General features: G+C 58.9%; 24 protein-coding genes and 3 tRNA genes. 20 read left to right on the forward strand and 7 right to left on the reverse strand.

The genetic code is table 11. The features are described 5' to 3' along the window. The first annotated feature begins 74 nt into the window (after positions 1-74). Positions 75-1,358, forward strand: coding sequence for an O-acetylhomoserine aminocarboxypropyltransferase (locus tag I3J13_RS00600; RefSeq protein ID WP_196377706.1), 1,284 nt, complete (start codon positions 75-77; stop codon positions 1,356-1,358). Between the two features lie 151 nt (positions 1,359-1,509). Here I3J13_RS00600 and I3J13_RS00605 read toward each other — a convergent pair whose 3' ends face one another. After that, positions 1,510-1,866 (reverse strand): MarR family winged helix-turn-helix transcriptional regulator, encoded by a 357-nt coding sequence (locus I3J13_RS00605; protein WP_236000790.1) that lies wholly within the window; start codon positions 1,864-1,866, stop codon positions 1,510-1,512. Positions 1,867-2,134: 268 nt separating this feature from the next. Between I3J13_RS00605 and I3J13_RS00610 the strand changes: the two genes are divergently transcribed. The 3 genes from I3J13_RS00610 (at position 2,135) to I3J13_RS00620 (ending at position 3,722) form a co-directional block, all read left to right on the forward strand. Further along, positions 2,135-2,599 carry a hypothetical protein gene (locus I3J13_RS00610; RefSeq protein WP_196377708.1) on the forward strand — a complete coding sequence of 155 codons (465 nt, stop codon included), beginning with the start codon at positions 2,135-2,137 and terminating at the stop codon, positions 2,597-2,599. A 154-nt stretch (positions 2,600-2,753) separates the two neighbouring features. Further along, a complete protein-coding gene (locus I3J13_RS00615) occupies positions 2,754-3,266 on the forward strand; it encodes a hypothetical protein (RefSeq protein ID WP_196377709.1) in 513 nt (170 codons plus the stop codon). 114 nt (positions 3,267-3,380) lie between these two features. Further along, positions 3,381-3,722 carry a cupin domain-containing protein gene (locus I3J13_RS00620; RefSeq protein WP_196377710.1) on the forward strand — a complete coding sequence of 114 codons (342 nt, stop codon included), beginning with the start codon at positions 3,381-3,383 and terminating at the stop codon, positions 3,720-3,722. A 7-nt stretch (positions 3,723-3,729) separates the two neighbouring features. Here the strand turns inward: I3J13_RS00620 and I3J13_RS00625 are convergent, their stop codons facing one another. From I3J13_RS00625 to I3J13_RS00640, 4 genes are all read right to left on the reverse strand, one after another. Beyond that, entirely contained in the window at positions 3,730-4,116 is a 387-nt protein-coding gene (locus I3J13_RS00625) for a type II toxin-antitoxin system VapC family toxin (RefSeq protein WP_059752628.1), read from the reverse strand. Then, positions 4,113-4,400 (reverse strand): hypothetical protein, encoded by a 288-nt coding sequence (locus I3J13_RS00630; protein WP_206696061.1) that lies wholly within the window; start codon positions 4,398-4,400, stop codon positions 4,113-4,115. Before I3J13_RS00630 ends, I3J13_RS00625 begins: the two co-directional genes overlap by 4 nt. A 29-nt stretch (positions 4,401-4,429) precedes the next feature. Then, positions 4,430-5,683, reverse strand: a complete 1,254-nt coding sequence (locus I3J13_RS00635; RefSeq protein WP_196377712.1) for a cytochrome P450 — start codon at positions 5,681-5,683, stop codon at positions 4,430-4,432. Between the two features lie 83 nt (positions 5,684-5,766). Beyond that, on the reverse strand, positions 5,767-7,014 hold the full coding sequence (locus tag I3J13_RS00640; protein WP_196377713.1) for a GGDEF domain-containing protein: 1,248 nt from the start codon (positions 7,012-7,014) through the stop codon (positions 5,767-5,769). Between the two features lie 452 nt (positions 7,015-7,466). Between I3J13_RS00640 and clpP the strand changes: the two genes are divergently transcribed. From clpP to I3J13_RS00665, 5 genes are all read left to right on the forward strand, one after another. Beyond that, entirely contained in the window at positions 7,467-8,099 is a 633-nt protein-coding gene (gene clpP, locus I3J13_RS00645) for an ATP-dependent Clp endopeptidase proteolytic subunit ClpP (RefSeq protein WP_003521529.1), read from the forward strand. Positions 8,100-8,392: 293 nt separating this feature from the next. Continuing rightward, a complete protein-coding gene (clpX, locus tag I3J13_RS00650; RefSeq protein WP_059752638.1) occupies positions 8,393-9,670 on the forward strand; it encodes an ATP-dependent Clp protease ATP-binding subunit ClpX in 1,278 nt (425 codons plus the stop codon). A gap of 415 nt (positions 9,671-10,085) precedes the next feature. Next, positions 10,086-12,503 (forward strand): endopeptidase La, encoded by a 2,418-nt coding sequence (lon, locus tag I3J13_RS00655; RefSeq protein ID WP_059752644.1) that lies wholly within the window; start codon positions 10,086-10,088, stop codon positions 12,501-12,503. A gap of 288 nt (positions 12,504-12,791) precedes the next feature. Further along, positions 12,792-13,067, forward strand: coding sequence for a DNA-binding protein HupB (gene hupB / locus I3J13_RS00660; RefSeq protein ID WP_006312721.1), 276 nt, complete (start codon positions 12,792-12,794; stop codon positions 13,065-13,067). A 353-nt stretch (positions 13,068-13,420) separates the two neighbouring features. After that, positions 13,421-15,619 (forward strand): esterase-like activity of phytase family protein, encoded by a 2,199-nt coding sequence (locus tag I3J13_RS00665; RefSeq protein WP_196377714.1) that lies wholly within the window; start codon positions 13,421-13,423, stop codon positions 15,617-15,619. 205 nt (positions 15,620-15,824) lie between these two features. Here I3J13_RS00665 and I3J13_RS25925 read toward each other — a convergent pair whose 3' ends face one another. Continuing rightward, a complete protein-coding gene (locus I3J13_RS25925; RefSeq protein WP_256364472.1) occupies positions 15,825-15,950 on the reverse strand; it encodes a hypothetical protein in 126 nt (41 codons plus the stop codon). A gap of 330 nt (positions 15,951-16,280) precedes the next feature. Continuing rightward, positions 16,281-16,356: transfer RNA gene (locus tag I3J13_RS00675), tRNA-Val, on the reverse strand. A gap of 17 nt (positions 16,357-16,373) precedes the next feature. Here I3J13_RS00675 and I3J13_RS00680 point away from each other — a divergent pair. The 11 genes from I3J13_RS00680 (at position 16,374) to nuoF (ending at position 23,300) form a co-directional block, all read left to right on the forward strand. Next, positions 16,374-16,703: a hypothetical protein gene (locus tag I3J13_RS00680; RefSeq protein WP_196377715.1), complete on the forward strand. Its 330-nt coding sequence runs from the start codon at positions 16,374-16,376 to the stop codon at positions 16,701-16,703. A 98-nt stretch (positions 16,704-16,801) separates the two neighbouring features. Then, positions 16,802-16,878: transfer RNA gene (locus I3J13_RS00685), tRNA-Asp, on the forward strand. A 39-nt stretch (positions 16,879-16,917) separates the two neighbouring features. Continuing rightward, a tRNA-Asp gene (locus I3J13_RS00690) sits at positions 16,918-16,994 on the forward strand. Positions 16,995-17,430: 436 nt separating this feature from the next. Continuing rightward, complete coding sequence (locus tag I3J13_RS00695; RefSeq protein WP_035259670.1) at positions 17,431-17,796, forward strand: NADH-quinone oxidoreductase subunit A; 366 nt, start codon at positions 17,431-17,433, stop codon at positions 17,794-17,796. Further along, the gene (locus I3J13_RS00700; protein WP_003521524.1) at positions 17,787-18,371 is read left to right on the forward strand and encodes a NuoB/complex I 20 kDa subunit family protein; all 585 of its coding nucleotides are present in this window, start codon (positions 17,787-17,789) and stop codon (positions 18,369-18,371) included. Before I3J13_RS00695 ends, I3J13_RS00700 begins: the two co-directional genes overlap by 10 nt. Before the next feature lie 20 nt (positions 18,372-18,391). Beyond that, on the forward strand, positions 18,392-18,994 hold the full coding sequence (locus I3J13_RS00705) for an NADH-quinone oxidoreductase subunit C (RefSeq protein WP_020810740.1): 603 nt from the start codon (positions 18,392-18,394) through the stop codon (positions 18,992-18,994). Continuing rightward, positions 18,991-19,419, forward strand: a complete 429-nt coding sequence (locus tag I3J13_RS00710; RefSeq protein WP_035217672.1) for a GFA family protein — start codon at positions 18,991-18,993, stop codon at positions 19,417-19,419. Before I3J13_RS00705 ends, I3J13_RS00710 begins: the two co-directional genes overlap by 4 nt. Before the next feature lies 1 nt (position 19,420). Then, positions 19,421-20,611 carry an NADH-quinone oxidoreductase subunit D gene (locus tag I3J13_RS00715; protein WP_003496461.1) on the forward strand — a complete coding sequence of 397 codons (1,191 nt, stop codon included), beginning with the start codon at positions 19,421-19,423 and terminating at the stop codon, positions 20,609-20,611. Then, positions 20,611-20,871 (forward strand): hypothetical protein, encoded by a 261-nt coding sequence (locus tag I3J13_RS00720; protein ID WP_003521522.1) that lies wholly within the window; start codon positions 20,611-20,613, stop codon positions 20,869-20,871. Before I3J13_RS00715 ends, I3J13_RS00720 begins: the two co-directional genes overlap by 1 nt. 16 nt (positions 20,872-20,887) lie before the next feature. After that, positions 20,888-21,985 carry an NADH-quinone oxidoreductase subunit E gene (locus I3J13_RS00725; RefSeq protein ID WP_196377716.1) on the forward strand — a complete coding sequence of 366 codons (1,098 nt, stop codon included), beginning with the start codon at positions 20,888-20,890 and terminating at the stop codon, positions 21,983-21,985. Between the two features lie 10 nt (positions 21,986-21,995). Then, entirely contained in the window at positions 21,996-23,300 is a 1,305-nt protein-coding gene (gene nuoF, locus I3J13_RS00730; protein WP_020012329.1) for an NADH-quinone oxidoreductase subunit NuoF, read from the forward strand. Positions 23,301-23,346 lie beyond the last annotated feature (46 nt).

Genomic DNA, 23,346 nt, shown 5'->3' on the forward strand with positions numbered 1-23,346 from the left:
TTGGTACGGATCGGACTTATCATTTGGCGGCAAGGCATTATGATCCCTCCGAAATTCCAATTGGAGGAAACATCATGCCGAGCAGCAATCCCGGGTTTTCGACGCTGGCCGTTCATGCGGGCGCGCAACCGGATCCGACCACCGGCGCGCGTGCCACACCCATTTATCAGACCACGGCCTATGCTTTCCGCGACGCCGATCACGCCGCCGCCCTGTTCGGACTGAAAGAGTTCGGCAATATCTACACCCGCATCATGAACCCCACCCAGGCGGTTCTGGAAGAGCGCGTGGCAGCACTTGAGGGCGGTACGGCCGCACTTGCCGTCGCGTCCGGCCATGCCGCGCAATTGCTGGTCTTCCATACGCTGCTGCAATCCGGTGACAATTTCGTCGCCGCCCGCCAGCTCTATGGCGGCTCGATCAACCAGTTCGGCCATGCCTTCAAGGGCTTCGACTGGCAGGTCCGCTGGGCCGACGCCACCGATCCGGCCAGCTTCGAGGCGCAGATCGATGAGCGCACGCGTGCCGTCTTCATCGAAAGCCTTGCCAATCCGGGCGGTACTTTCGTGGATATCGCCGCAATCGCCGAGGTCGCCCACCGGCATGGCCTGCCGCTGATCGTCGACAATACCATGGCGAGCCCCTATCTCTTGCGGCCGCTGGAACACGGTGCGGATATCGTGCTGCATTCGCTGACGAAATTCCTCGGCGGCCACGGCAACTCCATGGGCGGCATCATTGTGGACGGTGGAACCTTCGACTGGTCTGCGACGGACCGATATCCGGCGCTGTCACAGCCCCGGCCGGAATATTCCGGCGTCGTGCTGCACCAGACCTTCGGCAATTTCGCCTTCGCCATCGCCTGCCGTGTGCTGGGCTTGCGTGACCTCGGCCCGGCGATCTCGCCCTTCAACGCTTTCCTCATCCTGACCGGCATCGAGACGCTGCCGCTGCGCGTTCAGCGCCATTCCGACAATGCGCTTGCCGTCGCGAAATGGCTGAAGGCGCATCCCAAGGTCGGCTGGGTGCATTATGCGGGGCTGGAAGACAGCGACAACCACGCTATCCAGCAGCATTATTCGCCAAAGGGGGCGGGCTCCGTCTTCACCTTCGGCGTTAGGGGCGGTTATGCGGCCGGCAAGGCGCTGGTGGAAGGGCTGCAGCTCTTCTCCCATCTCGCCAATATCGGTGACACGCGCTCTCTCGTCATCCACCCGGCCTCCACCACCCATGCGCAGCTGACGCCGGAACAGCAGACGGCCGCCGGCGCCGGGCCGGATGTGGTTCGCCTGTCGGTCGGCATCGAGGACGTCAAGGACATCATCGCCGATCTCGAGCAATCGCTCGCCAAGGTCTGATGTCGTGGCTCACGCGAGTTTGGTGCCCGCGTGACCCCCAGTGATATTTAAGTGTGATTGAGCGGCCGCCGGAAAACCATGGGACAATGTGTTTTCGGCGGCAGCGGATTTGCGTGTTGCGGCGAGGTCCACTCGCTCGGCTGCATTCAGCTTATTTCTTCTGCAAAGTGCCAATGAAGTCCTTCGAAATGGCACATGATTTTTCCATGAAGCCAATAATGAGCTGCAATTGCTCTTCGTCATATTCCCCATAGAGCGCTTCCATCTTTTCCTGAAGGGGCGCATACATCTGAAACAATTCCCGCATTTTTTCAGGGTGAGGCGTTGCCAGCACGCGCCGACGATCCTCAGGGTCGGGCAAACGTCTTATGAAGCCGGCCTTCTCCAGCCGGTCGAGTAGCGCCGTCACCGCTCCGGTCGTCAGGCCGGTCGATCTCGCAAGTTCACCCGCACTTGCCTGGCCCTGCATCTGAAGGATGTCCAGACACTCCAGATCGGTGGTGTTCATCCGAGCTTTTGCCGCGATGGACTGGCTGATGAGCAATGATTGCGCGCTGGCCTGGCGAAGTACGTCGGTCAACCGGCGATCCAGGATATCTCTTGACATTTGAATATCTCAATAATTAAGAAATGATAGTAATCAAGATAATCGGCCGGATGTGATTTCGCCAGCGTTAAATGTGCCGCTTACGCCTGTGAGGGCCGAAAAGTGGAAAATGCGTGCTGGCCGAACATGCTCTCGCAGACGTCACGGCGTTTTCTGGAAGAGGTGAAAGATGTTCGAGCCGCTGGTTTTCTACGCGATTATCGTCGCCGGTGTTCTTGGGAGCGTCGGGCTGGGTGGGGGCATCTACGAGACGCTTCTTGTCGATAAGGTGTGGCCTTCGCAGCCGATGCTGATCCAGCCGGAACGGGGCGGGATCGACCGAAAGCTTTTCTGGGGTCCCGCTCACGGGCTGTTTGAGGTGGCCTTGCTCCTCGCAGTCTGGCTGACATGGGCTCACCCGGCAATTCGCGTCTGGATATGGTCCGCACTCGCCGCGCATCTTGTCGCGCGGATCTGGTCTTTTGCATATTTCATCCCAATGGCGCTTCGGTTTGAGACGGGATTGGCCGGTGACGCAACGGCCGCTTCCAATGCTGCGGCCAGATGGGTCCGATTGAGCCGCTGGCGGCTTCCCATCGAGTTTCTTGCGGTGGTCCTCCTGTTCATCGCGCTCGCGAAATCAGCGGGAAACTGAGCCCGTACGCTGTCAGTCCCCCACCGGCCTGTGGAGAAAACCTCGGTGCCGGGCTGAACGGCGTGCTGCTTCCGTTCATCCGTGACCATCTTACTCAAAGCGCCGAATCCGCCTAGAACAGGCCCCTGCCGTCCCATCGCGAAAGATACGCCACATGAAAAACCGAACCGGAATGCTCCGTATTGTCACCCTTCTCCTTGCAATCGGGGTCGCGGGTACGGCTGATATACCGGTTGTAGCGTCGGTTTCGCCGGCAAAGGCCGAGGCGGAATATTTCCCGACGCAGCAGGATTTTGTCGGAAAGTGGAAGCTCACCGGTGCGACCAGCCGCCCGCCGCGCGACATGAAGACTGAGCCCACCTCCCGGCAGGAAGCGGATGCGACACTGTTCCAGGAGACGGTGACGACATTTTACTCCGCGTTTGATTATCTGGAGATCACGGCGGACGGTCGCTACAATTTCCATCAACCCGGCGATCCCTCAGGTTCATGCGTCTGGTGCGGCACATGGTCTTTTGACAAGAGTTCGCTTTGGCTGAAGCTGGATACCGCGCCCCGGCTCGATATTTACGCGAAGGATGGCGATATACAGATGACGTACACCGCCGAACCCGACAAGAAGTCGAAATACACCTGGCTGGTTTTCGGCTGGACGAAGATGGAGTAGGCGCCTCGTTTCCTCGGCGGCAACGCCCAACCGGAACACCCAAGACTATTTGACGAAGCGCCCATAATTGAGCAAAGCTGTATGGCCAACCATATTTGACGGACAGGGGACGTCATGACGAATTTTCTGTCCTTCGATGATATTGCCGAGCTGGAATACGGTGCGCCAGCGCCGGAAAGGCTGATTTCCGGCGATCCCAAATTCACCACATGGAATATCGAGGAAGCGCCCGGCGGCATTTATGCCGGCATCTGGCAGTCCACGCCCGGCAAATGGCGGGTGGTCTATGACGAATGGGAATATTTCAACATTCTCGAAGGCCATTCCATCCTGACCGAAGACGGCGGTGCGCCGCGCGATCTGAGACCGGGCGACCGCGTTATCCTGCGTCCGGGCTTTACGGGCACCTGGGAGGTGGTGGAGACGACGCGGAAGGACTATGTCGTCCGGCTCTGATGGCGCGTTACCAGCGTGTCATGACGCCGAGCGATGGAATTTTCTCGTCGATAGATATCAATGCCATGTTTTCCAAAATAGATTGAGCCGCAAGAATTCGATCGAACGGATCGCGGTGTTCGCCTGGCAACATGGCGCTTCGAACCATATGAGCGCTGTTGATGGGAAGTTCGAGAAAGCCTTCCTGTTCAATCACACCCGCAAAATCGGGAAGTATGAGCGACGCACCGGGCAAACGGCCTCGTGCGAATTTCGTGGCAATTTCCCATGCTGAAGCCGCGCTCACATAGAGGTCATTATTGGGGTCGCTGATGATTTCGCGCGCATCCGGCGAAAGCCGGTCATGGTCATTCAGCCACCAAAGCAGTGCATGGGTATCCAGTAGATATTTCATTCGGTCGCGAACTCTTTAAGTTCGTCTTCCGTCAGTGGTTCGAAGAACTCAGGTCCGACCACGAGCACGCCCTTAAAACGGCCCGGAACGCGTCGGCGTTTTTCGTGTGGAGCAGAGCCCGATTTACTCTCCGAAAGACCCACCGCATCCAATTGACGCGATAGTCTCTCAAGATGCGCCTCCAGTTCGGTAAAAACGACCGGAGGGGGCGGCGTCATATCCGTTTTTTTCTTCGACTTGGTTGCCAAGGCATTTGCCTCATCACTATTGGACGAAAATACCATAGCGCATCGGGGATGATAAAAAAACTACTTCACCACGCCAGATCGAGCCGCTCCAGACCATGGAAATGATAGACATCCTTGACCTTGGGCGGCTCGGCGATCTTCAGGCCCGGCAGGCGTTTGAAAAGCAGGGGCAGGGCAAGATTGAGCTCCAGCCTCGCCAGCGGCGCGCCGATGCAGAAATGAATGCCGGCGCCGAAGGAGACGTTGGCGCCCTCGTTGCGGTCCGGCCGGAAGGCCAGCGGATCGGAAAATTTTGCCGGATCGAGATTGGCGGCGGCCAGAATGAGGCTGACCTTGTCGCCGCGCTTGAACGCGATGCCGTCGATTTCGACGGGTTCCAGAACCCAGCGCTGGAAAATATGCACCGGTGCGCAGATGCGCAGGGTTTCTTCCACCGTCCGTTCTGTGGTCGCATCGTCGCTAAACAGGGTCTCTGGAGAGATGTCGCTTTCCAGAATGATGCGCACGGAATTGCCGATCTGGTGCACGGTTGCCTCGTGCCCGGCATTCAGCAGCACGATGGTGGTGGAGACGAGCTCGTCGTCGGTCAGATACTGGCCCTTGTGCTCCGTATGGATCATGTGGCTCAGCAGATCGTCTTTCGGCTCCGCCCGTCTTTCGGCTATCACGCTGCGCACATAGTCTGAAAATTCATGCGCGGCCCTGTCGGCCAGAAGCTCGTCTTCCGGCGTGCGCTTGAACATATACATGCCGACATAGGCATGCGACCATTTCAGAAGCTGCGGCCCCATTTCCTCGGGAATGCCGATCATGCGGGCGATCATCGTCACCGGAATGATATCGGCATAGGAGGAGAGCAGTTCCGTTTCGCCCTTGCTTTCGAAGGCGTCGATCAGACGGTTGGCGAGTTCCTCGATTTCCGGCTTCATCTTGTCGACGTGCCGCGACACGAAGGCGCGGTTGATGAGCGTGCGCAGCCGCGTGTGCTCCGGCGGCTCGAGCTCCAGAAGCGAATGCTGCTCGGCAGCATCGAAATGCTTCACATGTTCGAGCGGCTCCGCCAGGCCGATCTCTTCGCGGCTTGCCACATGCAGGATCTGCCGTCCGAAGCGGCGGTCGCGCAAAAGCGCGCTCACATGGTCGTATCCGGTGAAAAACCATTGCCGCTGTTCTTCCCAGTAGAAGGTGGGACATTCAGCGTGCAGGGCCGCATAGACCGGGTTCGGATCGTTGTAGAAAGCCGGGTCGCGGGCATCAAGGGAAACGCGGCGGGTGGCGGGATCGATTTTGAGAAAGGGAAATGTCGCTGTCATGCCCATGGTCTATTCCGCGCGCGGCGCTTTGGGAAGGGAGGGAAATCCCTTCCGGATACCTCTATGCCTGTCACTGGGTGGTTGCATCGTCATCGGCTGGCGATGGCGGATATCCGGTTCAGCGCCGCGACCTGGCGGTCGGCATTGTTATCCATAGGATTTTCGTCGCGGTCCGAGGCGGGCACGACGACATTGGCCGAATTGACGTGGATGACGGTCCGGTTGCGCCCGGCCTTTTTGGCGGCATAGAGCGCGCGGTCGGCTTCCGTCATCATCGTGTTGAGATCGGCATCCTTGATCATGGCTTCGGATATGCCGACGCTGGTGGTCACCTCGATGGCTTCACCGCGCGAACTGATCTTCGAAAGGCGCAGATTGCTGCGGATGGCTTCCGCAAGCGTCGCCGTGCTGGAAGGGCTTTCCACTTCGGCAACCAGCGCGAATTCCTCGCCTCCCATTCTGACGAAAAGGCCGCGATCGCCGATTGCGCGCTGCGCGATATTACAGAAATGCACGAGCACCGCATCGCCGGACTGGTGGCCGTATCTGTCGTTGATCTTCTTGAAATGGTCGATATCGAACAGCACCAGCGCCACGTAACGGCTGGAGGCCGGCGACCTTTTCTTGATACGCTCGAACTCCTCCAGCAGACCGCGACGGTTGAGAACGCCGGTCAGATGATCGGTCATGGCCAGCCGGTGGAGACGGATCTCCGTGTCTTCCATGATGATCTTGGCGCTGATCATGATGATGGCCGTAAAACCGAGCATGCCGGAAAAGGCAAGCGCCGATGTCAGCGGGATTGCGTTGGGGGCCGCGGCATTGGCGGGGATGACGATGGATGCGACGAACGCTCCCGCAAAAGCCTGCAGGACCAGGATCGCGGCCAGAACCCGGCGGCTGCGTGAGGCGCGCGCCTTGCTGGCCAGAAGGACGCCGGCGAGCATGAAATAACCGGTGGCCGCGCTGGCATGATAAAGCAGGATGCGGGCCACCATGTTTTCACGCACGGGCGGCAGGAACATTCCGGCGATCCACAGCAGAGCCGGAATGGCGACCCAGCCGCCGATTTTCCGCTGCTCGAAGCACAGCAGGCCCGCAAGCCAGAAACCGAAGGCGGAAAGTGCGAGCGTATTGCCGACCTGGATGGACAGAAAACTGGAAATATCCCCGCGAAGCGCCACCATCACCGTGCCGATGCCCGTGGTGAGGAAACCGGCCGCGAAATAGAGATTATGCCGGCGGGAGGGGCGGTGCAGCCACAGCGTTCCCAAAAGCACGGCAAGGGTGAGCGTCTCCGCCGCCCACAGTAGCGTGCTCGTCTTTGCATCCAGCATTGCAAAATCCTATCTGCGCCATAATGCGGTAAAAGCGGGCGCTCTCGCACGAGGTGCGTTATGCCCGCTGGAATTGTTGAGCTGCCATTTCGCCCGGATGGGCCCATTCCCCAACGGGAACCGGAAATTCGCTGGCCAGTATCGGCAGCAAATACTAACGAGTTCTTGCCGGTGAGAAGTTATATCTGTGCATGGCGGGCGATTTTTGCCGTCGTCGCCTGCCATAGTAAAAAAATGGTGGCAGCGAGGGAAAGAGGCCCGGCTGGCGCCGCCCCGTCCGAAAGCCCTGTCAACCTCGGCCCGAAAGGCCTGCAAACGCTGTTGAGCCGTTAAGGATATGCGGCTTCGTGTCTTGAAGTACGGGGCAGGGACACTCTATGTAGGGAGTATGAAGGTTAGAAGTGATTCCGGAGCGGTTTTTCGCGAAGGGCAGAGTTTGACAAAGGACGGACATGAAAAATCCAGTTGATACCGCCATGGCTCTGGTGCCGATGGTCGTTGAGCAGACCAATCGCGGCGAACGCTCCTACGACATATTTTCCCGTCTTCTCAAGGAACGCATCATTTTCCTCACCGGCCCGGTGGAAGACCAGATGGCTTCGCTCGTCTGCGCGCAGCTGCTTTTCCTCGAGGCTGAAAACCCGAAGAAGGAAATCGCGCTCTACATCAATTCGCCAGGTGGCGTCGTGACCGCCGGCATGGCGATCTACGATACGATGCAGTTCATCCGTCCTGCGGTCTCCACGCTCTGCGTCGGCCAGGCTGCATCCATGGGCTCGCTGCTTCTGGCCGCCGGTGAAAAGGGAATGCGTTTCGCAACCCCGAACGCCCGCATCATGGTTCACCAGCCTTCCGGCGGTTTCCAGGGACAGGCATCGGACATCGAGCGCCACGCCCGCGACATCATCAAGATGAAGCGTCGCCTCAATGAAGTCTACGTGAAGCATACCGGCCGTACGCTCGAAGAGGTTGAAAAAACCCTCGATCGCGACCACTTCATGGATGCAGACGAGGCGAAGGACTGGGGCGTGATCGACAAGATCCTGACCTCGCGCCAGGAAATCGAAGGCGCCGCCGCGAATTGAGGCGCGCCGCTTTTTGACGTTTGTTTGAACCCGCAAAAGTAATTTCGGGGCTTTCAACCGCAACAGAAAGCGATATTAGTATATATAAAGGCTATGTTGAATTTTTATGACGTGGCCTTTGGTTTGATGGGGAATTCGTTGCAGCCGGTTGTCAGCTCATGTATCTGATACCGGTTAGTACCCCGGGAAACGAGGCGGATACGGCGATGCACCCCAAGGGCTGCCGTATCGGCGGGCGGTAAGTTGACCGCGATCCGTTTGGCGGACCTGCGGCGTGCTGGAAGGAAAGAGATATGAGCAAAGTCAGCGGCAGCAACGGCGGCGACTCTAAGAATACACTCTATTGTTCATTCTGCGGCAAGAGCCAGCACGAAGTCCGGAAACTCATTGCCGGACCGACGGTATTCATCTGCGATGAATGCGTCGAATTGTGCATGGACATCATCCGCGAGGAGAACAAGACGTCGATGGTGAAGTCGCGCGAGGGTGTTCCCACCCCGCAGGATATCATCAAGATCCTCGACGAATACGTCATCGGCCAGAAGCAGGCGAAGAAGATTCTGTCTGTTGCCGTTCACAACCACTACAAGCGCCTCGCGCACGCCTCCAAGAATGGCGATGTCGAGCTTGCGAAGTCGAACATCATGCTCGTCGGCCCGACGGGCTGCGGCAAGACCTATCTTGCCCAGACGCTCGCCCGCATCATCGACGTTCCCTTCACCATGGCGGACGCAACGACGCTGACCGAAGCCGGTTATGTCGGCGAGGACGTGGAAAACATCATCCTGAAGCTGTTGCAGGCTGCGGATTACAATGTCGAGCGCGCCCAGCGCGGCATCGTCTATATCGACGAAGTCGACAAGATTTCCCGCAAGTCGGACAACCCGTCCATCACGCGCGACGTGTCGGGCGAGGGCGTTCAGCAGGCGCTTCTGAAGATCATGGAAGGCACGGTCGCTTCCGTTCCGCCGCAGGGCGGTCGCAAGCATCCGCAGCAGGAATTCCTGCAGGTGGATACGACCAACATCCTATTCATCTGCGGCGGCGCCTTTGCCGGCCTCGACAAGATCATCTCGGCCCGTGGTGAAAAGACCTCGATCGGCTTCGGTGCGACCGTCAAGGCGGAAGACGATCGTCGCGTTGGCGAGGTTCTGCGCGAGCTGGAGCCCGAAGACCTGGTGAAGTTCGGTCTCATCCCGGAATTCATCGGCCGTCTGCCGGTTCTCGCGACGCTGGAAGACCTCGACGAGGATGCGCTGATCCAGATCTTGTCCGAACCGAAGAACGCGCTGGTCAAGCAGTATCAGCGCCTGTTCGAGATGGAAGATGTGGAACTGACCTTCCACGAGGACGCGCTGCGCGAAATCGCCCGCAAGGCGATCACCCGCAAGACCGGCGCCCGCGGCCTGCGCTCGATCATGGAAAAGATTCTGCTCGACACCATGTTCGAACTGCCGACGCTGGAAGGCGTGCGCGAAGTGGTCATTTCCGACGAGGTCGTCAGCGGCCTTGCGCGCCCGCTCTACATCTATGCGGATCGTCAGGAGGAAAAGACCAACGTTTCGGCCTGATCGGCCGGTCCGGTGCTTCGATGAAGTTAGAAGGCCCGCCTCCGAGCGGGCCTTTTCTGTTGTCGCCGGGTGTGAAACTTGCGCCTAACTTGGCGAAGCCCGATTTTGCGTTTGGAGCGGATTGCGCTTTGCTGATAAAGTCTTACAACTGATTTGCAGCGCGATATGACGGAAATGTGAATTCCCGTCGGCGACCCGGTTCCCATGTCCTTCGGGATAACCGGAAATGTCGGGAGTACTAGCCGGCGCTGGGTTTTGTTGAATTTCACGGTCTTGCGGCTTAGCGGGACCGTCTGTTCCGGCGACTTGAAATCGGTGTTTCGAAACTCCACTTTCAGTCTCGAGAAATGAATGTGCCGGATGCCCCAAGCTGTCCGGCAAAGTGTCCCGAAAGGGACCATGGAAAGGAAATGATATGACGAACATCACGTCTGCGGCATCTGGCGGTACCTATCCGGTACTTCCCCTGCGCGACATTGTCGTTTTCCCGCATATGATCGTTCCCCTGTTCGTCGGGCGGGAAAAATCCATTCGTGCGCTCGAGGAAGTCATGGGTTCGGACAAGCAGATCATGCTTGTCACCCAGATCAACGCCAGCGATGACGATCCGGCCCCGGAGGCCATCCACAAGGTCGGCACGGTCGCCAATGTCCTGCAGCTCCTGAAGCTTCCCGACGGCACCGTGAAGGTGCTGGTGGAAGGTAAGGGCCGCGCCCAGATCGACAGCTACACCGGCCGTGAAGACTTCTATGAAGCCACCGCGACGCCGCTGCAGGAGCCTGCCGAAGATCCGGTCGAGATCGAGGCGCTGTCGCGTTCGGTCGTGTCTGAATTCGAGAGCTATGTGAAGCTCAACAAGAAGATTTCGCCCGAGGTTGTCGGCGCTGCCGGCCAGATCGACGATTATTCGAAACTGGCCGATACGGTCGCTTCGCACCTGTCGATCAAGATCACTGAAAAGCAGGAAATGCTGGAAACCGTCAGCGTGAAGCAGCGGCTTGAAAAGGCGCTCGGCTTCATGGAAGGCGAAATTTCCGTGCTCCAGGTCGAAAAGCGCATCCGCTCGCGCGTCAAGCGCCAGATGGAGAAGACGCAGCGTGAATATTACCTGAACGAACAGATGAAGGCGATCCAGAAGGAACTCGGCGACGGCGAGGACGGCCGTGACGAAATGGCCGAACTGGAAGAGCGCATCGCCAAGACCAAGCTTTCCAAGGAGGCCAAGGAAAAGGCCGAGGCGGAAATGAAGAAGCTTCGCCAGATGAGCCCGATGTCCGCGGAAGCGACCGTCGTGCGCAACTATCTGGACTGGCTGCTCGGTCTGCCCTGGGGCAAGAAGTCGAAGATCAAGGCCGACCTCAACGCCGCCGAGAAAATCCTCGATCAGGATCATTTCGGTCTCGACAAGGTCAAGGAACGCATCGTCGAGTATCTCGCCGTACAGGCGCGCGCCTCGAAGATTCGCGGACCCATCCTGTGCCTCGTCGGCCCTCCCGGCGTCGGCAAGACCTCGCTCGCCAAGTCGATCGCCAAGGCGACCGGCCGCGAATATGTGCGCATGGCGCTTGGCGGCGTGCGTGACGAGGCGGAAATCCGCGGTCACCGCCGTACCTATATCGGCTCCATGCCGGGCAAGATCGTCCAGTCGATGAAGAAGGCCAAGAAGGCGAACCCGCTCTTCCTGCTCGACGAAATCGACAAGATGGGCATGGATTTCCGTGGCGATCCGTCGTCGGCCCTGCTCGAGGTGCTCGATCCGGAACAGAACTCCACCTTCATGGACCATTACCTTGAAGTGGAATACGACCTGTCCGACGTGATGTTCGTGACCACGGCCAACACGCTGAACATTCCTGGCCCGCTGATGGACCGTATGGAAGTGATCCGCATCGCCGGTTACACGGAAGACGAAAAGCGCGAAATCGCCAAGCGTCACCTGTTGCCGAAGGCGATCAAGGAACATGCCCTGCGTCCGGAAGAGTTCTCGGTTACCGATGACGCCCTGATGGTCGTCATCCAGCAGTACACCCGTGAAGCCGGCGTGCGCAGCTTCGAACGCGAGCTGATGAAGCTGGCGCGCAAGGCCGTCACCGAGATCATCAAGGGCAAGGTCAAGTCCGTGGAAGTCACCGCTGCCAACGTGCCGGATTATCTGGGCGTTCCGCGGTTCCGCCATGGCGAGGCCGAGCGCGAGGATCAGGTCGGCGTCGTCACGGGTCTTGCCTGGACGGAAGTTGGCGGTGAGTTGCTCACCATCGAAGGCGTGATGATGCCGGGCAAGGGCCGCATGACGGTTACCGGCAACCTCAAGGAAGTGATGAAGGAATCCATTTCGGCGGCGGCATCCTATGTCCGTTCGCGCGCCGTGGACTTCGGCATCGAGCCGCCGCGCTTCGACAAGAGCGACATTCACGTGCACGTTCCGGAAGGTGCGACCCCGAAGGACGGACCGTCCGCCGGCGTTGCCATGGCCACCGCCATCGTCTCCATCATGACCGGCATTCCGGTCTCGAAGGATGTGGCGATGACGGGCGAGATCACGCTTCGCGGTCGCGTGCTGCCGATCGGCGGCCTGAAGGAAAAGCTGCTTGCGGCCCTTCGCGGCGGCATCAAGAAGGTGCTGATCCCGGAAGAAAACGCCAAGGATCTGGCGGAGATTCCGGATAATGTGAAGAACGAGATGGAAATCATCCCGGTGTCGCGCATGGGCGAGGTCATCAAGCACGCCCTTATCCGCCAGCCGGAGCCCATCGAGTGGGACGGCAGCATCGAGACGCCGGTGATCGCAACCGTCGAAGGCGTCGACGACGGCAGCCAGACCATCGCGCATTGATAATGCATCGTCGCGAGGGGCGGGAATCGCCTTTCGCGACGGCTGCTGCATAGATTCAATGTGTTAGGTGTCTGAAGGCGCATGTGGCGTAAAGCTGCGCACAAGTGATGCGAATTTGGCACGAATATGTGGAAGGCCGGCAGAAATGTCGGCCTTTTTTGTGAAAAAAAACGCAGACCCCTTGTTTTTCAGGCGATTCCAGCGCTTTTGGGTTGCTGCGCGCGGATGCGAACGTATTCTGCGCCGGCTTAATTTGAGTCGTTTCAAACCATTGAAAGGGGTGGAAACATGAACAAGAACGAGCTCGTCTCTGCTGTTGCCGAAAAGGCTGGTCTCACGAAGGCAGATGCTGCTTCCGCTGTTGATGCTGTATTCGAAACTGTACAGGGCGAACTGAAGAACGGTGGCGACATTCGCCTGGCCGGCTTCGGCAGCTTCTCCGTCAGCCGTCGTGAAGCCTCCAAGGGCCGTAACCCTTCCACGGGTGCTGAAGTCGATATCCCGGCTCGCAACGTACCGAAGTTTTCCGCAGGCAAGGGCCTGAAGGACGCTGTCAACTCGTAAGGTTTCCGGAAAGCCGCAACGCCCGGCGGCGGGCGGGTGGCTTTTCAGGTTCACGAGGAAACATGTTTTGACGCCCTGACGCCGTCACATCGCCGCCAAAAGTGGGCGGTGTTTCGAAAAACTCTTTTCGGACAGGCCGGGTTTTCCCGGTCAAGATGTGAATGAAAGCAGGGAAGCGCCTGTGTAGCTTCCATCCGGACACACGGCGTTTTTCTACGCGGAATGTGGGCATAAACACGAAAGCCCGACCTTCTAGGCCGGGCTTTTTGATTCAGCGGTCAGGAAGTGTCATGCCACTGTCATATCTGTAACGCAGAAGCCTTGGGGTATTTCTGGACCCAAGGGGGATTAAAATGGCGTTCCGATTTTCTCAAATGGCTTTGACCGCTGCGCTGCTCACGTCCGCAGCCATCCCGGCCGCTGCCGAGCCGGTTTTCAACCGCATCGCATCTTTCCCGGTGGCGAAAAACCTTCCCGCGGACAAGGACGCCAAATCCGTCACCTCGGCTGAAATCATCACCGCCAGCGAAGACGGCAAGACGCTGATCTATTCGGACAGCCCGCTTGGCGGCATCGGTTTCATCGACATCACCGACGCCAAGGCTCCCAAGGCCGGCGGCGCGCTGCTGCTGGAAGGCGAGCCGACCTCGGTTGCCGTCGCAGGCGTCAAGGTTCTGGCCGGCGTCAATACGTCGGAAAACCGCGCCAAGCCCTCCGGCAAGCTGGTGACGGTCGATATTGCTACCAAGAAGATCGAAGCAAGCTGTGATCTCGGCGGCCAGCCCGATTCCGTCGCCGTTTCCCCGGACAAGACCTTCGCCGCCATCGCCATTGAAAACGAGCGCGATGAAGAGGTGAATGAAGGCGCCTTGCCGCAGATGCCAGCCGGTTATCTGGTGACTGTCGGCCTGAAGGACGGCGTTGCCGATTGCGCGACCCTGAAGAAGATCGAACTCACCGGCCTTGCCGAAATTTCCCCTGAGGATCCGGAGCCGGAATTCGTGTCGATCAACGCCAATGGCGAGATCGCGCTGACGCTTCAGGAAAACAATCATATCGTCATTCTCGACGGCAAGACCGGCACGGTGAAGACGCATTTCTCCGCCGGCAAGGTCGATCTTGAAGGCATCGATACGAAGACCGACGGCCAGTTGAAGTTCACTGACAAGCAGGAAGGCCGCAAGCGCGAGCCGGACGCCGTGAAGTGGCTGGACAATGACCGCATCGTCATCGCCAATGAGGGTGACTGGCAGGGCGGTTCGCGTGGCTTCACCATCTTCGACAAGACTGGCAAGCTCGTCTACGAATCCGGCTCCTCGCTCGAACACGCGGTTGCGGCCATCGGCCACTATCCGGAAAAACGCTCCAAGGCCAAGGGCATCGAGCCTGAAGGTCTGGAAGCGGCGACCTTCGGCGACCAGAAATATTTCTTCGTGCTGTCCGAACGTGCCTCTGTCGTCGCTGTCTACAAGGACACCGGCAAGGAGCCGGAACTGACGCAGCTCCTGCCTTCGGGCGTTTCGCCGGAAGGCGCTGTCGCCATCCCGTCGCGCAACCTCCTTGCCACGGCCAATGAGGTCGATCTGATCGAAGACGGCGGCGTCCGCTCGCATGTCATGCTCTATGAGCGCGGTGAAGGTGAAGCAGCCTATCCGCAGCTCGTTTCCGCCACCGTCGATGGCGCACCGATCGGTTGGGGCGCTCTTTCGGGTCTGGTCGGCGATGCCGAGAAGCCCGGCATTCTCTACGCCGTGTCCGACTCGGTCTATGGCAACCAGCCGTCGATCTTCACCATCGATGCGACGAAAAAGCCCGCCACCATCACCAGCGTCCTGCGCGTCAAGCGTGACGGCATCGCCGCTCAGAAGCTCGACATCGAAGGCATCACGCTGGACGGCAAGGGCGGTTTCTGGCTGGCTTCTGAAGGCGACAGCGCCAAGCTCGTGCCCCACGCGCTCTATAACGTCAACGCCAAGGGCGAGATCAAGGCGGAGATCGCATTGCCGAAGGAACTTCTCGCCGGCGACACCCGCTTTGGTTTCGAAGGCGTGACGATGATCGGCAAGGGTGACGACGCGACGCTGTGGATGGCTGTGCAGCGTGAGTGGGGCACTGACGAGAAGGGCTTCGTCAAGCTCGTCTCCTACAATCCGAAGTCCAAGGAATGGGGCGCCGTGCGTTACCCGCTCGACAAGACCGAGGCAGGCTGGGTCGGCCTCTCCGAAATCGCCGCGCAGGGCGACTATGTCTATATCGTCGAGCGCGACAACCAGATCGGCGACAAGGCCAAGATCAAGAAGCTCTACCGCGTTGCGATCGCGGACCTGAAGCCGGGCAAGATCGGCGGCGAACTGCCGCTGGTGGCCAAGCAGGAAGCCCATGACTTCCTGCCCGACCTCAAGGCCCAGACCAACGGTTATGTCGTCGACAAGCTGGAAGGCTTCGCCTTTGACAAGGCGGGAACGGCCTATGCCGTGACCGACAATGACGGCGTGGACGATTCTTCCGGCGAAACGCTGTTCTTCACCGTCAATATGAAGGCGATCAACTGATCGAGCCGATTGGCGCCGCAAATGAGAAAAGCCGGGCTATGCCCGGCTTTTTTGTACGGCGAGGGGCTCTTGGCCGGGCTTCCCGATCTTGCACGATACCTCACGATGCAAGCCGTTAAAATCGGCATTGCCGCTTCGATATCGGATTGTGGAGGGTTTCGTCTGGAGGGCATCCGGGAAAATGCTGCGGATCGATCGTAACGGATCACCGCCCCAGGGAATTCTTGCTTTTGGGAGTGTCTTGTTTTTCCGAGTCCTGCTGGACCCAGCGGAAAAAAATATAAACAGGCAGCGCAATAAGCGCGAGTGTTACAAACGCGTCGATCGACATGGTTTCATCCATCAGTTCAACCGTTCATCATGAAACGGTGCGCAAACAATGCCTGAAATCTCTTTAGAAAGTCTGAATCTTCCTTATTTTCCGGTATGTTGCGGGCTGATACAGGGGGTGGTCAAGCTGTCGGAATATGGAACAGCAGTGCCGATTTGGCATGGTGTAACTGGAGAAAAGCGATTCCAGCGGTTGGGAATCATGACGACGCTTTACCGACCGCAGTGAGGGCAGGGGCGATAATTCCGAATACTCGAGAGCTTATCGCATCGCGAAAGCAGACACGAAGGAGCTCGGTTTGACGGATGATATTTAAATCTTCTGGGAAAATGGTGGGCGATGAGAGACTCGAACTCCCGACATCCTCGGTGTAAACGAGGCGCTCTACCAACTGAGCTAATCGCCCTTCGCGTGTCTCGGATCATGTCCGCCGCGTCGGTGGCCGTGATGTATTCGGATCGGAAAAAAACCGCAAGGGCTTTTGTGAAGTTTTTTTGTTTTTTTTGCCGAGAGAATTTTCCGTCGCCGGGAGGCGGGGGCAAAAAGCCGGGAACTGCGGGCTTTTTGCCTGAAACAGGACCCGAGGACGCCTTGATGGCCATGTGGAAATCCCGTTACGGAAGCCTGCGGCTGTGGACAAGTTTTTTGTTTTCGTTGGGAAAAGCCCGCAAAACAGGGCGTTTGCCGCAATCGCGTTCCAAGGCCTTCTGGTTTTTCCCGATCAAAATGAAGAAGCTTATTCTTTTGTCGTGAAACCTGCTTGACACCCCCGCACGAACGCCGTAGTTAGCCGCTCATCGAACAGCCGAGGCTGGTTCGAGCGGCGGGACTGGTTCCTGTCGTCAGGAGATGCGGGTGTAGCTCAGTCGGTTAGAGTGCCGGCCTGTCACGCCGGAGGTCGCGGGTTCGAGCCCCGTCACTCGCGCCATCCTGTCCCTCGGAAAACGCAGATGAATGTCTGTGGTGCGCGGGTGTAGCTCAGTCGGTTAGAGTGCCGGCCTGTCACGCCGGAGGTCGCGGGTTCGAGCCCCGTCACTCGCGCCATTTCTTTTTCCTGAAATGTCTCCTCAAAAACAGATCGACGCGCGATTTGCGCGCTCGTCTATTGACGATTCCGGCACCTGATTCCGGGCTTTTTAAACGCGATTTTTCCTGCATTTTTTAGTCAAGTTTCGATTCCCGAATATCGTCACTTCACCGCCATCCGGACGTAAAATTCGTGTGACTTTTTTGCGGTTGCGTCGTTCAATCGATTATTATTGTATTTGAGTGGCTTAGGCCGGAATTGTGGCCCAAATTTGCGTCAATTCCGGCAATATTGTTGCCAATCAATGCGGCAGGTGTCTTGAAATGGTGCCTAAACTCTTGCAGAGAGAGCGCGGCTGCGCTAACGACTTTGGCGTTGCAACATATTTGTGCGCTCTTTGAGACTTCGGGTCACAAAGGCAGGTCCGGCACCCGGCCGGGCAGGGAAGAGACCATGACTGAACTCCTCAGTTCCTACATTCCGATCGCAATCTTCATCGGTATCGCTCTCGTCATCGGCCTGGCGCTTCTCATTGCGCCTTTCGCTGTCGCCTACAAGGCGCCGGACCCGGAAAAGCTCTCCGCTTTCGAGTGCGGTTTCAACGCCTTCGACGACGCCCGCATGAAGTTCGATATCCGCTTTTATCTGGTGTCGATTCTGTTCATTATCTTCGATCTGGAAGTCGCCTTCCTGTTCCCATGGGCGGTGTCTTTCGGCGAGATGGGCTGGTTCGGTTTCTGGTCGATGATGGTGTTCCTCATCGTTCTCACCATCGGCTTTATCTATGAGTGGAAGAAGGGAGCGCTGGAATGGGCATGAGCCAGAACAACACCACGCTCGTTGCGCCGCAGCCGAAGGGGATCATCGATCCCTCGACCGGCAAGCCGGTTGGCAGCAACGACGCCTACTTCACGGAAATCAATGACGAGCTGGCCGACAAGGGCTTTCTCGTCACCTCGACCGACGAGCTGATCACCTGGGCGCGTACCGGCTCCCTGATGTGGATGCAGTTCGGTCTTGCCTGCTGCGCCGTCGAAGGCCTGATGCAGGCGTCCGGTCCGCGTTATGACATGGAGCGCTTCGGCGTCGCACCGCGCGCCTCACCGCGCCAGTCGGACGTGATGATCGTCGCCGGCACGCTGACCAACAAGATGGCGCCGGCTCTGCGCAAGGTCTATGACCAGATGCCCGAGCCGCGTTACGTCATCTCCATGGGCTCCTGCGCCAATGGCGGCGGCTATTACCATTATTCCTACGCCGTGGTGCGCGGCTGCGACCGCGTCGTGCCGGTGGATATCTACGTTCCGGGCTGTCCCCCCACGGCGGAGGCGCTGCTTTACGGCGTGCTTCTGCTGCAGAAGAAGATTCGTCGTACCGGTACGATCGAGCGCTAAGGGCAAAGGACGGATTAAGAATGAGCGAAGCTCTCAACGATCTTGCTGCTTACGTTAAGGAAGCGCGCGGTTCCCTCGTGGTGTCGGCTGATATCGCCTATGGCGAGCTGACGCTGAACACGACGCCTGAAAGCGTGATCGCGCTTTTGACCTTCCTGCGTGACGACGTGCAGTGCGGTTTCGTCAACATCATCGATATTTGCGGCGTCGACTGGCCGCAGCGCGAGAAGCGTTTCGATGTCGTCTATCACCTGCTGTCGCCGCGCCAGAACCTGCGCGTGCGCGTCAAGCTGCAGGTCGCGGAAGACGAGGGCGTACCGTCTTCGACCCCCGTTTACATGGGCGCGGAATGGTTCGAGCGCGAAGCCTGGGACATGTATGGCATTCCGTTCGAAGGCCATAAGGATCTCCGCCGCATACTCACGGACTACGGTTTCGAAGGCCATCCGCTGCGCAAGGATTTTCCGGTTACCGGCTTTGTGGAAGTGCGTTACGATGACGTGCTGAAACGGGTTCTTTATGAACCGGTCGAACTGAAACAGGAATTCCGCAACTTCGATTTCCTCTCCCCGTGGGAAGGAACCGAATATGTTCTCCCGGGCGACGAAAAGGCCAAACAATGAGCCAAGCCCCCGCGACAGAGCATGCGCAATGTCTTTGCGGCGCCGTCGGCTTCAACGCCGTCATCGGTGCCCGCGAATTCGGCGTTTGCCATTGCTCCATGTGCCGCCGCTGGTCCGGCGGTGCGTTTCTGGCTGTCGAATGCGCTGATATCTCCGTCGAAAACGAAGAGAACCTCGGCGTCTATTCCTCGTCGGAATGGGGTGAGCGCTGCTTCTGCAAGAACTGCGGCAGCACGCTGATGTGGCGTTCCAAGGACGGCAAGCATTTTGCCGTTTCGCTGCAGGCTTTCGACAACCCTTCCAGTTTCAAGTTCGCGTCGCAGATTTTCACGGATGAGAAGCCCTCGAGCTACTCTTTCGCCGAAACCACACAGAACATGACCGGCCCCGAATTCATCGCCATGATCACCTCGGCGGAGCACTAGAATGACTGAGCATAACGTCCGCAATTTCACGATCAACTTCGGTCCGGAACATCCGTCCGCGCACGGCGTGCTGCGTCTGGTTCTGGAACTGGATGGCGAAATCGTCGAGCGCGTCGATCCCCATATCGGTCTTCTGCATCGCGGCACCGAAAAGCTGATCGAGACCAAGACCTATCTGCAGGCCGTTCCTTACTTCGACCGCCTCGACTACGTCGCGCCGATGAACCAGGAACATGCTTTCGCGCTCGCCGTCGAAAAGCTGCTCGGCCTCGAAATACCGATGCGCGGCCAGCTGATCCGCGTGCTTTATTCGGAAATCGGCCGCATCCTGTCGCACATCATGAACGTGACGACGCAGGCCATGGACGTCGGCGCGATGACGCCGCCGGTCTGGGGCTTCGAAGAACGCGAAAAGCTGATGGTGTTCTATGAGCGCGCCTGCGGCGCCCGCATGCACTCGGCCTATGTCCGTCCGGGCGGCGTGCATCAGGACCTGCCGCCGGAACTGGTCGATGATATCGGCAAGTGGTGCGATCCGTTCCTCACCGTTCTCGACAATATCGAGGGCCTGCTGACCGACAACCGCATCTACAAGCAGCGTAACGTCGATATCGGCGTCGTTTCGCTTGAAGACGCCTTCGCCTGGGGTTTCACGGGCGTGATGGTACGCGGTTCGGGCGCTGCCTGGGATTTGCGCCGCGCGCAGCCCTATGAGTGCTATTCCGATCTCGAATTCGACATTCCCGTCGGCAAGAACGGCGACTGCTATGATCGTTACCTGATCCGCATGCAGGAAATGCGCGAATCCGTAAAGATCATGAAGCAGTGCGTCGATCTTCTCTCCGGCAAGCACCGCATCGGCCCTGTCTCCTCGCTCGATGGCAAGGTGGTTCCGCCGAAGCGTGGCGAGATGAAGCGTTCGATGGAAGCGCTGATCCACCACTTCAAGCTTTATACCGAAGGTTACCACGTTCCGGCCGGCGAAGTTTACGCCGCCGTCGAAGCGCCGAAGGGCGAGTTCGGCGTTTACGTGGTCGCAGACGGTTCGAACAAGCCCTATCGCTGCAAGATCCGCGCGCCGGGCTACGCACACCTGCAGGCCATGGATTTCCTGTGCAAGGGCCATCAGCTTGCTGACGTTACAGCCGTGCTCGGCTCCCTCGACATCGTGTTCGGGGAGGTCGACCGCTGATGCGTCTGCCGCTGGCCATACCGGCTTTTCTCGCTGCGATGTCTGCCCCCGCTCTCGCCCAGACGGCGACGGACGAGGGCGGCATATCGCTGTCGAGCGGCGGCTCTTCGACCATCAAGCAGCTTCTGTCGTCGGGATACGAGATCAAGGCCTCGGTTCCCAATGGCAGCAAGTTCATCGTGTTCATGCAGAAAGACAAGGCGGCTTACGCCTGCGAATTCGTCACGGTGGCGAGATCGCGTTGTGAGACGTTAAACTGAAAAGGCGTGAGGAAGTATGTCCGTTCGTCGACTAGCCGAAGATCAGTTCCAGCCCGTGGCGTTTGCCTTCAATGCGGAAAATACCGCATGGGCTGAAAAGACGATCAAGAAATATCCCGAGGGACGCCAGCAATCGGCGGTCATCCCGCTGCTCATGCGTGCGCAGGAGCAGGACGGCTGGGTTACCCGCGCCGCCATCGAGAAAATCGCCGACATGCTGGATATGGCCTATATCCGCGTCATGGAAGTGGCGACCTTCTATACCCAGTTCCAGCTGAAGCCGGTCGGCACGCGCGCCCACGTTCAGGTTTGCGGCACCACGCCCTGCATGCTGCGCGGCTCGGAAGCGCTGATGGATGTCTGCCGCAAGAAGATCCACCACGATCCGCTGCACACCAATGAGAGCGGCACGCTCTCCTGGGAAGAAGTGGAATGTCAGGGCGCCTGCGTCAACGCGCCGATGGTCATCATCTTCAAGGACGCCTATGAGGACCTGACGCCCGAGCGTCTGGAAGAGATCATCGATACGTTCGAGGCAGGCAAGGGCGACACCGTCAAGACCGGCCCGCAGATCGACCGTCACCAGTCGGTCCCGGTCGGCGGCCTGACGACGCTGACGGAAGAGATCAAGCCGGACCGTTCCAATCTCGACAAGCCGGCCGAAGTGGTTGCGGACGCCGCACCGGTTCCGCCGTCCAACGCCGCCAAGCCGAAGACGGACGCCCCGGAAACCGATCCGAAGCTGAAGACGCCGGCGACCGCGCCGAAGGCTGCCGAAGCCAATGTAAAGACCGCCGAAAAAGAAGCTTCGGGATCTGCGAAGCCGTCGCTCGATTCCAAGGATCGTCCGGCAGGCATCGAAAAGCCGGCAACGCCCGACGACCTGAAGCTTATTTCCGGCGTCGGTCCGAAGATCGAAGGCACGCTGCACGAGCTCGGCATCTTTACCTATGCGCAGATCGCCGGCTGGAAAAAGGCCGAATGCGACTGGGTCGACGGTTATCTGAATTTCAAGGGCCGCATCGAACGCGACGAGTGGATCAAGCAGGCCGAGGCGCTCGCCAAGGGTGGCGAAGCCGAGTATATCAAGGTCTTCGGCAAGAAGCCGCGGTAAGAGGTGAAGCATGTTAAAAGATCAGGATCGCATCTTTACCAATCTCTACGGCCTCAAGGACAAGTCCCTGAAGGGCGTGAGAGCGCGCGGCCATTGGGATGGCACCAAGCAGATCATCGAAAAGGGCCGTGACTGGATCATCAACGAGATGAAGGCTTCCGGCCTTCGCGGTCGCGGCGGCGCTGGCTTCCCGACGGGTCTCAAGTGGTCCTTCATGCCGAAGGAAAATGACGGCCGTCCGCACTATCTCGTCGTCAATGCCGACGAATCTGAGCCCGGCACCTGCAAGGACCGCGAAATCCTGCGCAACGATCCGCATACGCTGATCGAAGGCTGCGTGATCGCCGGTTTCGCCATGGGCGCGCATACAGCCTATATCTACGTTCGCGGCGAATATATGCGCGAGCGTGAGGCGCTGCAGGCAGCCATCGACGAGTGCTACGATGCCGGCCTGCTCGGCAAGAACAACAAGAACGGCTGGGATTTCGACATCTACGTCCATCACGGCGCCGGCGCCTATATCTGCGGCGAAGAGACAGCTCTGCTCGAAAGCCTCGAAGGCAAGAAGGGCCAGCCGCGCCTGAAGCCGCCGTTCCCGGCCAATATGGGTCTTTACGGCTGCCCGACGACCGTCAACAACGTCGAATCCATCGCCGTTGCCCCGACCATCCTGCGTCGCGGCGCGGCCTGGTTCTCGTCCATCGGCCGTCCGAACAATGTCGGCACCAAGCTGTTCATGGTCTCCGGCCATGTCGAGCGTCCGTGCACCTTCGAAGACGCGCTGGGCCTCTCCTTCCGCGAGCTGATCGAACACCATTGCGGCGGCATTCGCGGCGGCTGGGACAATCTGCTCGGCGTCATCCCCGGCGGCGCATCCTGCCCCATCGTGCGCGGTGAGGACATGAAGGACGCCATCATGGATTTCGACGGCATGCGCGAAGTGAAGTCTTCCTTCGGCACCGGCGGCATGATCGTCATGGACAAGTCCACCGACGTCATCAAGGCGATCGCCCGCATCGCGGCCTTCTTCAAGCATGAAAGCTGCGGCCAGTGCACGCCGTGCCGCGAAGGCACGGGCTGGATGTGGCGCGTGCTGGAGCGCATGGTCAAGGGCAATGCCCAGAAGCGCGAAATCGACATGCTGTTCGAAGTGACGAAGCAGATCGAAGGCCACACCATCTGTGCGCTCGGCGACGCCGCCGCATGGCCGGTACAGGCGCTGATCCGCAATTTCCGTCCGGAAATCGAAAAGCGCATCGACCAATATACCTACAGGGCCATGGATGATGGCGCTGTTCTGGAAGCCGCTGAATAAGCATTAAGGCTTCAGGCGGAGCCGGAGTTTTCCGGCCTCGCGACAC

The sequence above is a fragment of the Agrobacterium leguminum genome, assembly GCF_015704895.1.
Taxonomy (GTDB): Bacteria; Pseudomonadota; Alphaproteobacteria; order Rhizobiales; family Rhizobiaceae; genus Agrobacterium; species Agrobacterium leguminum.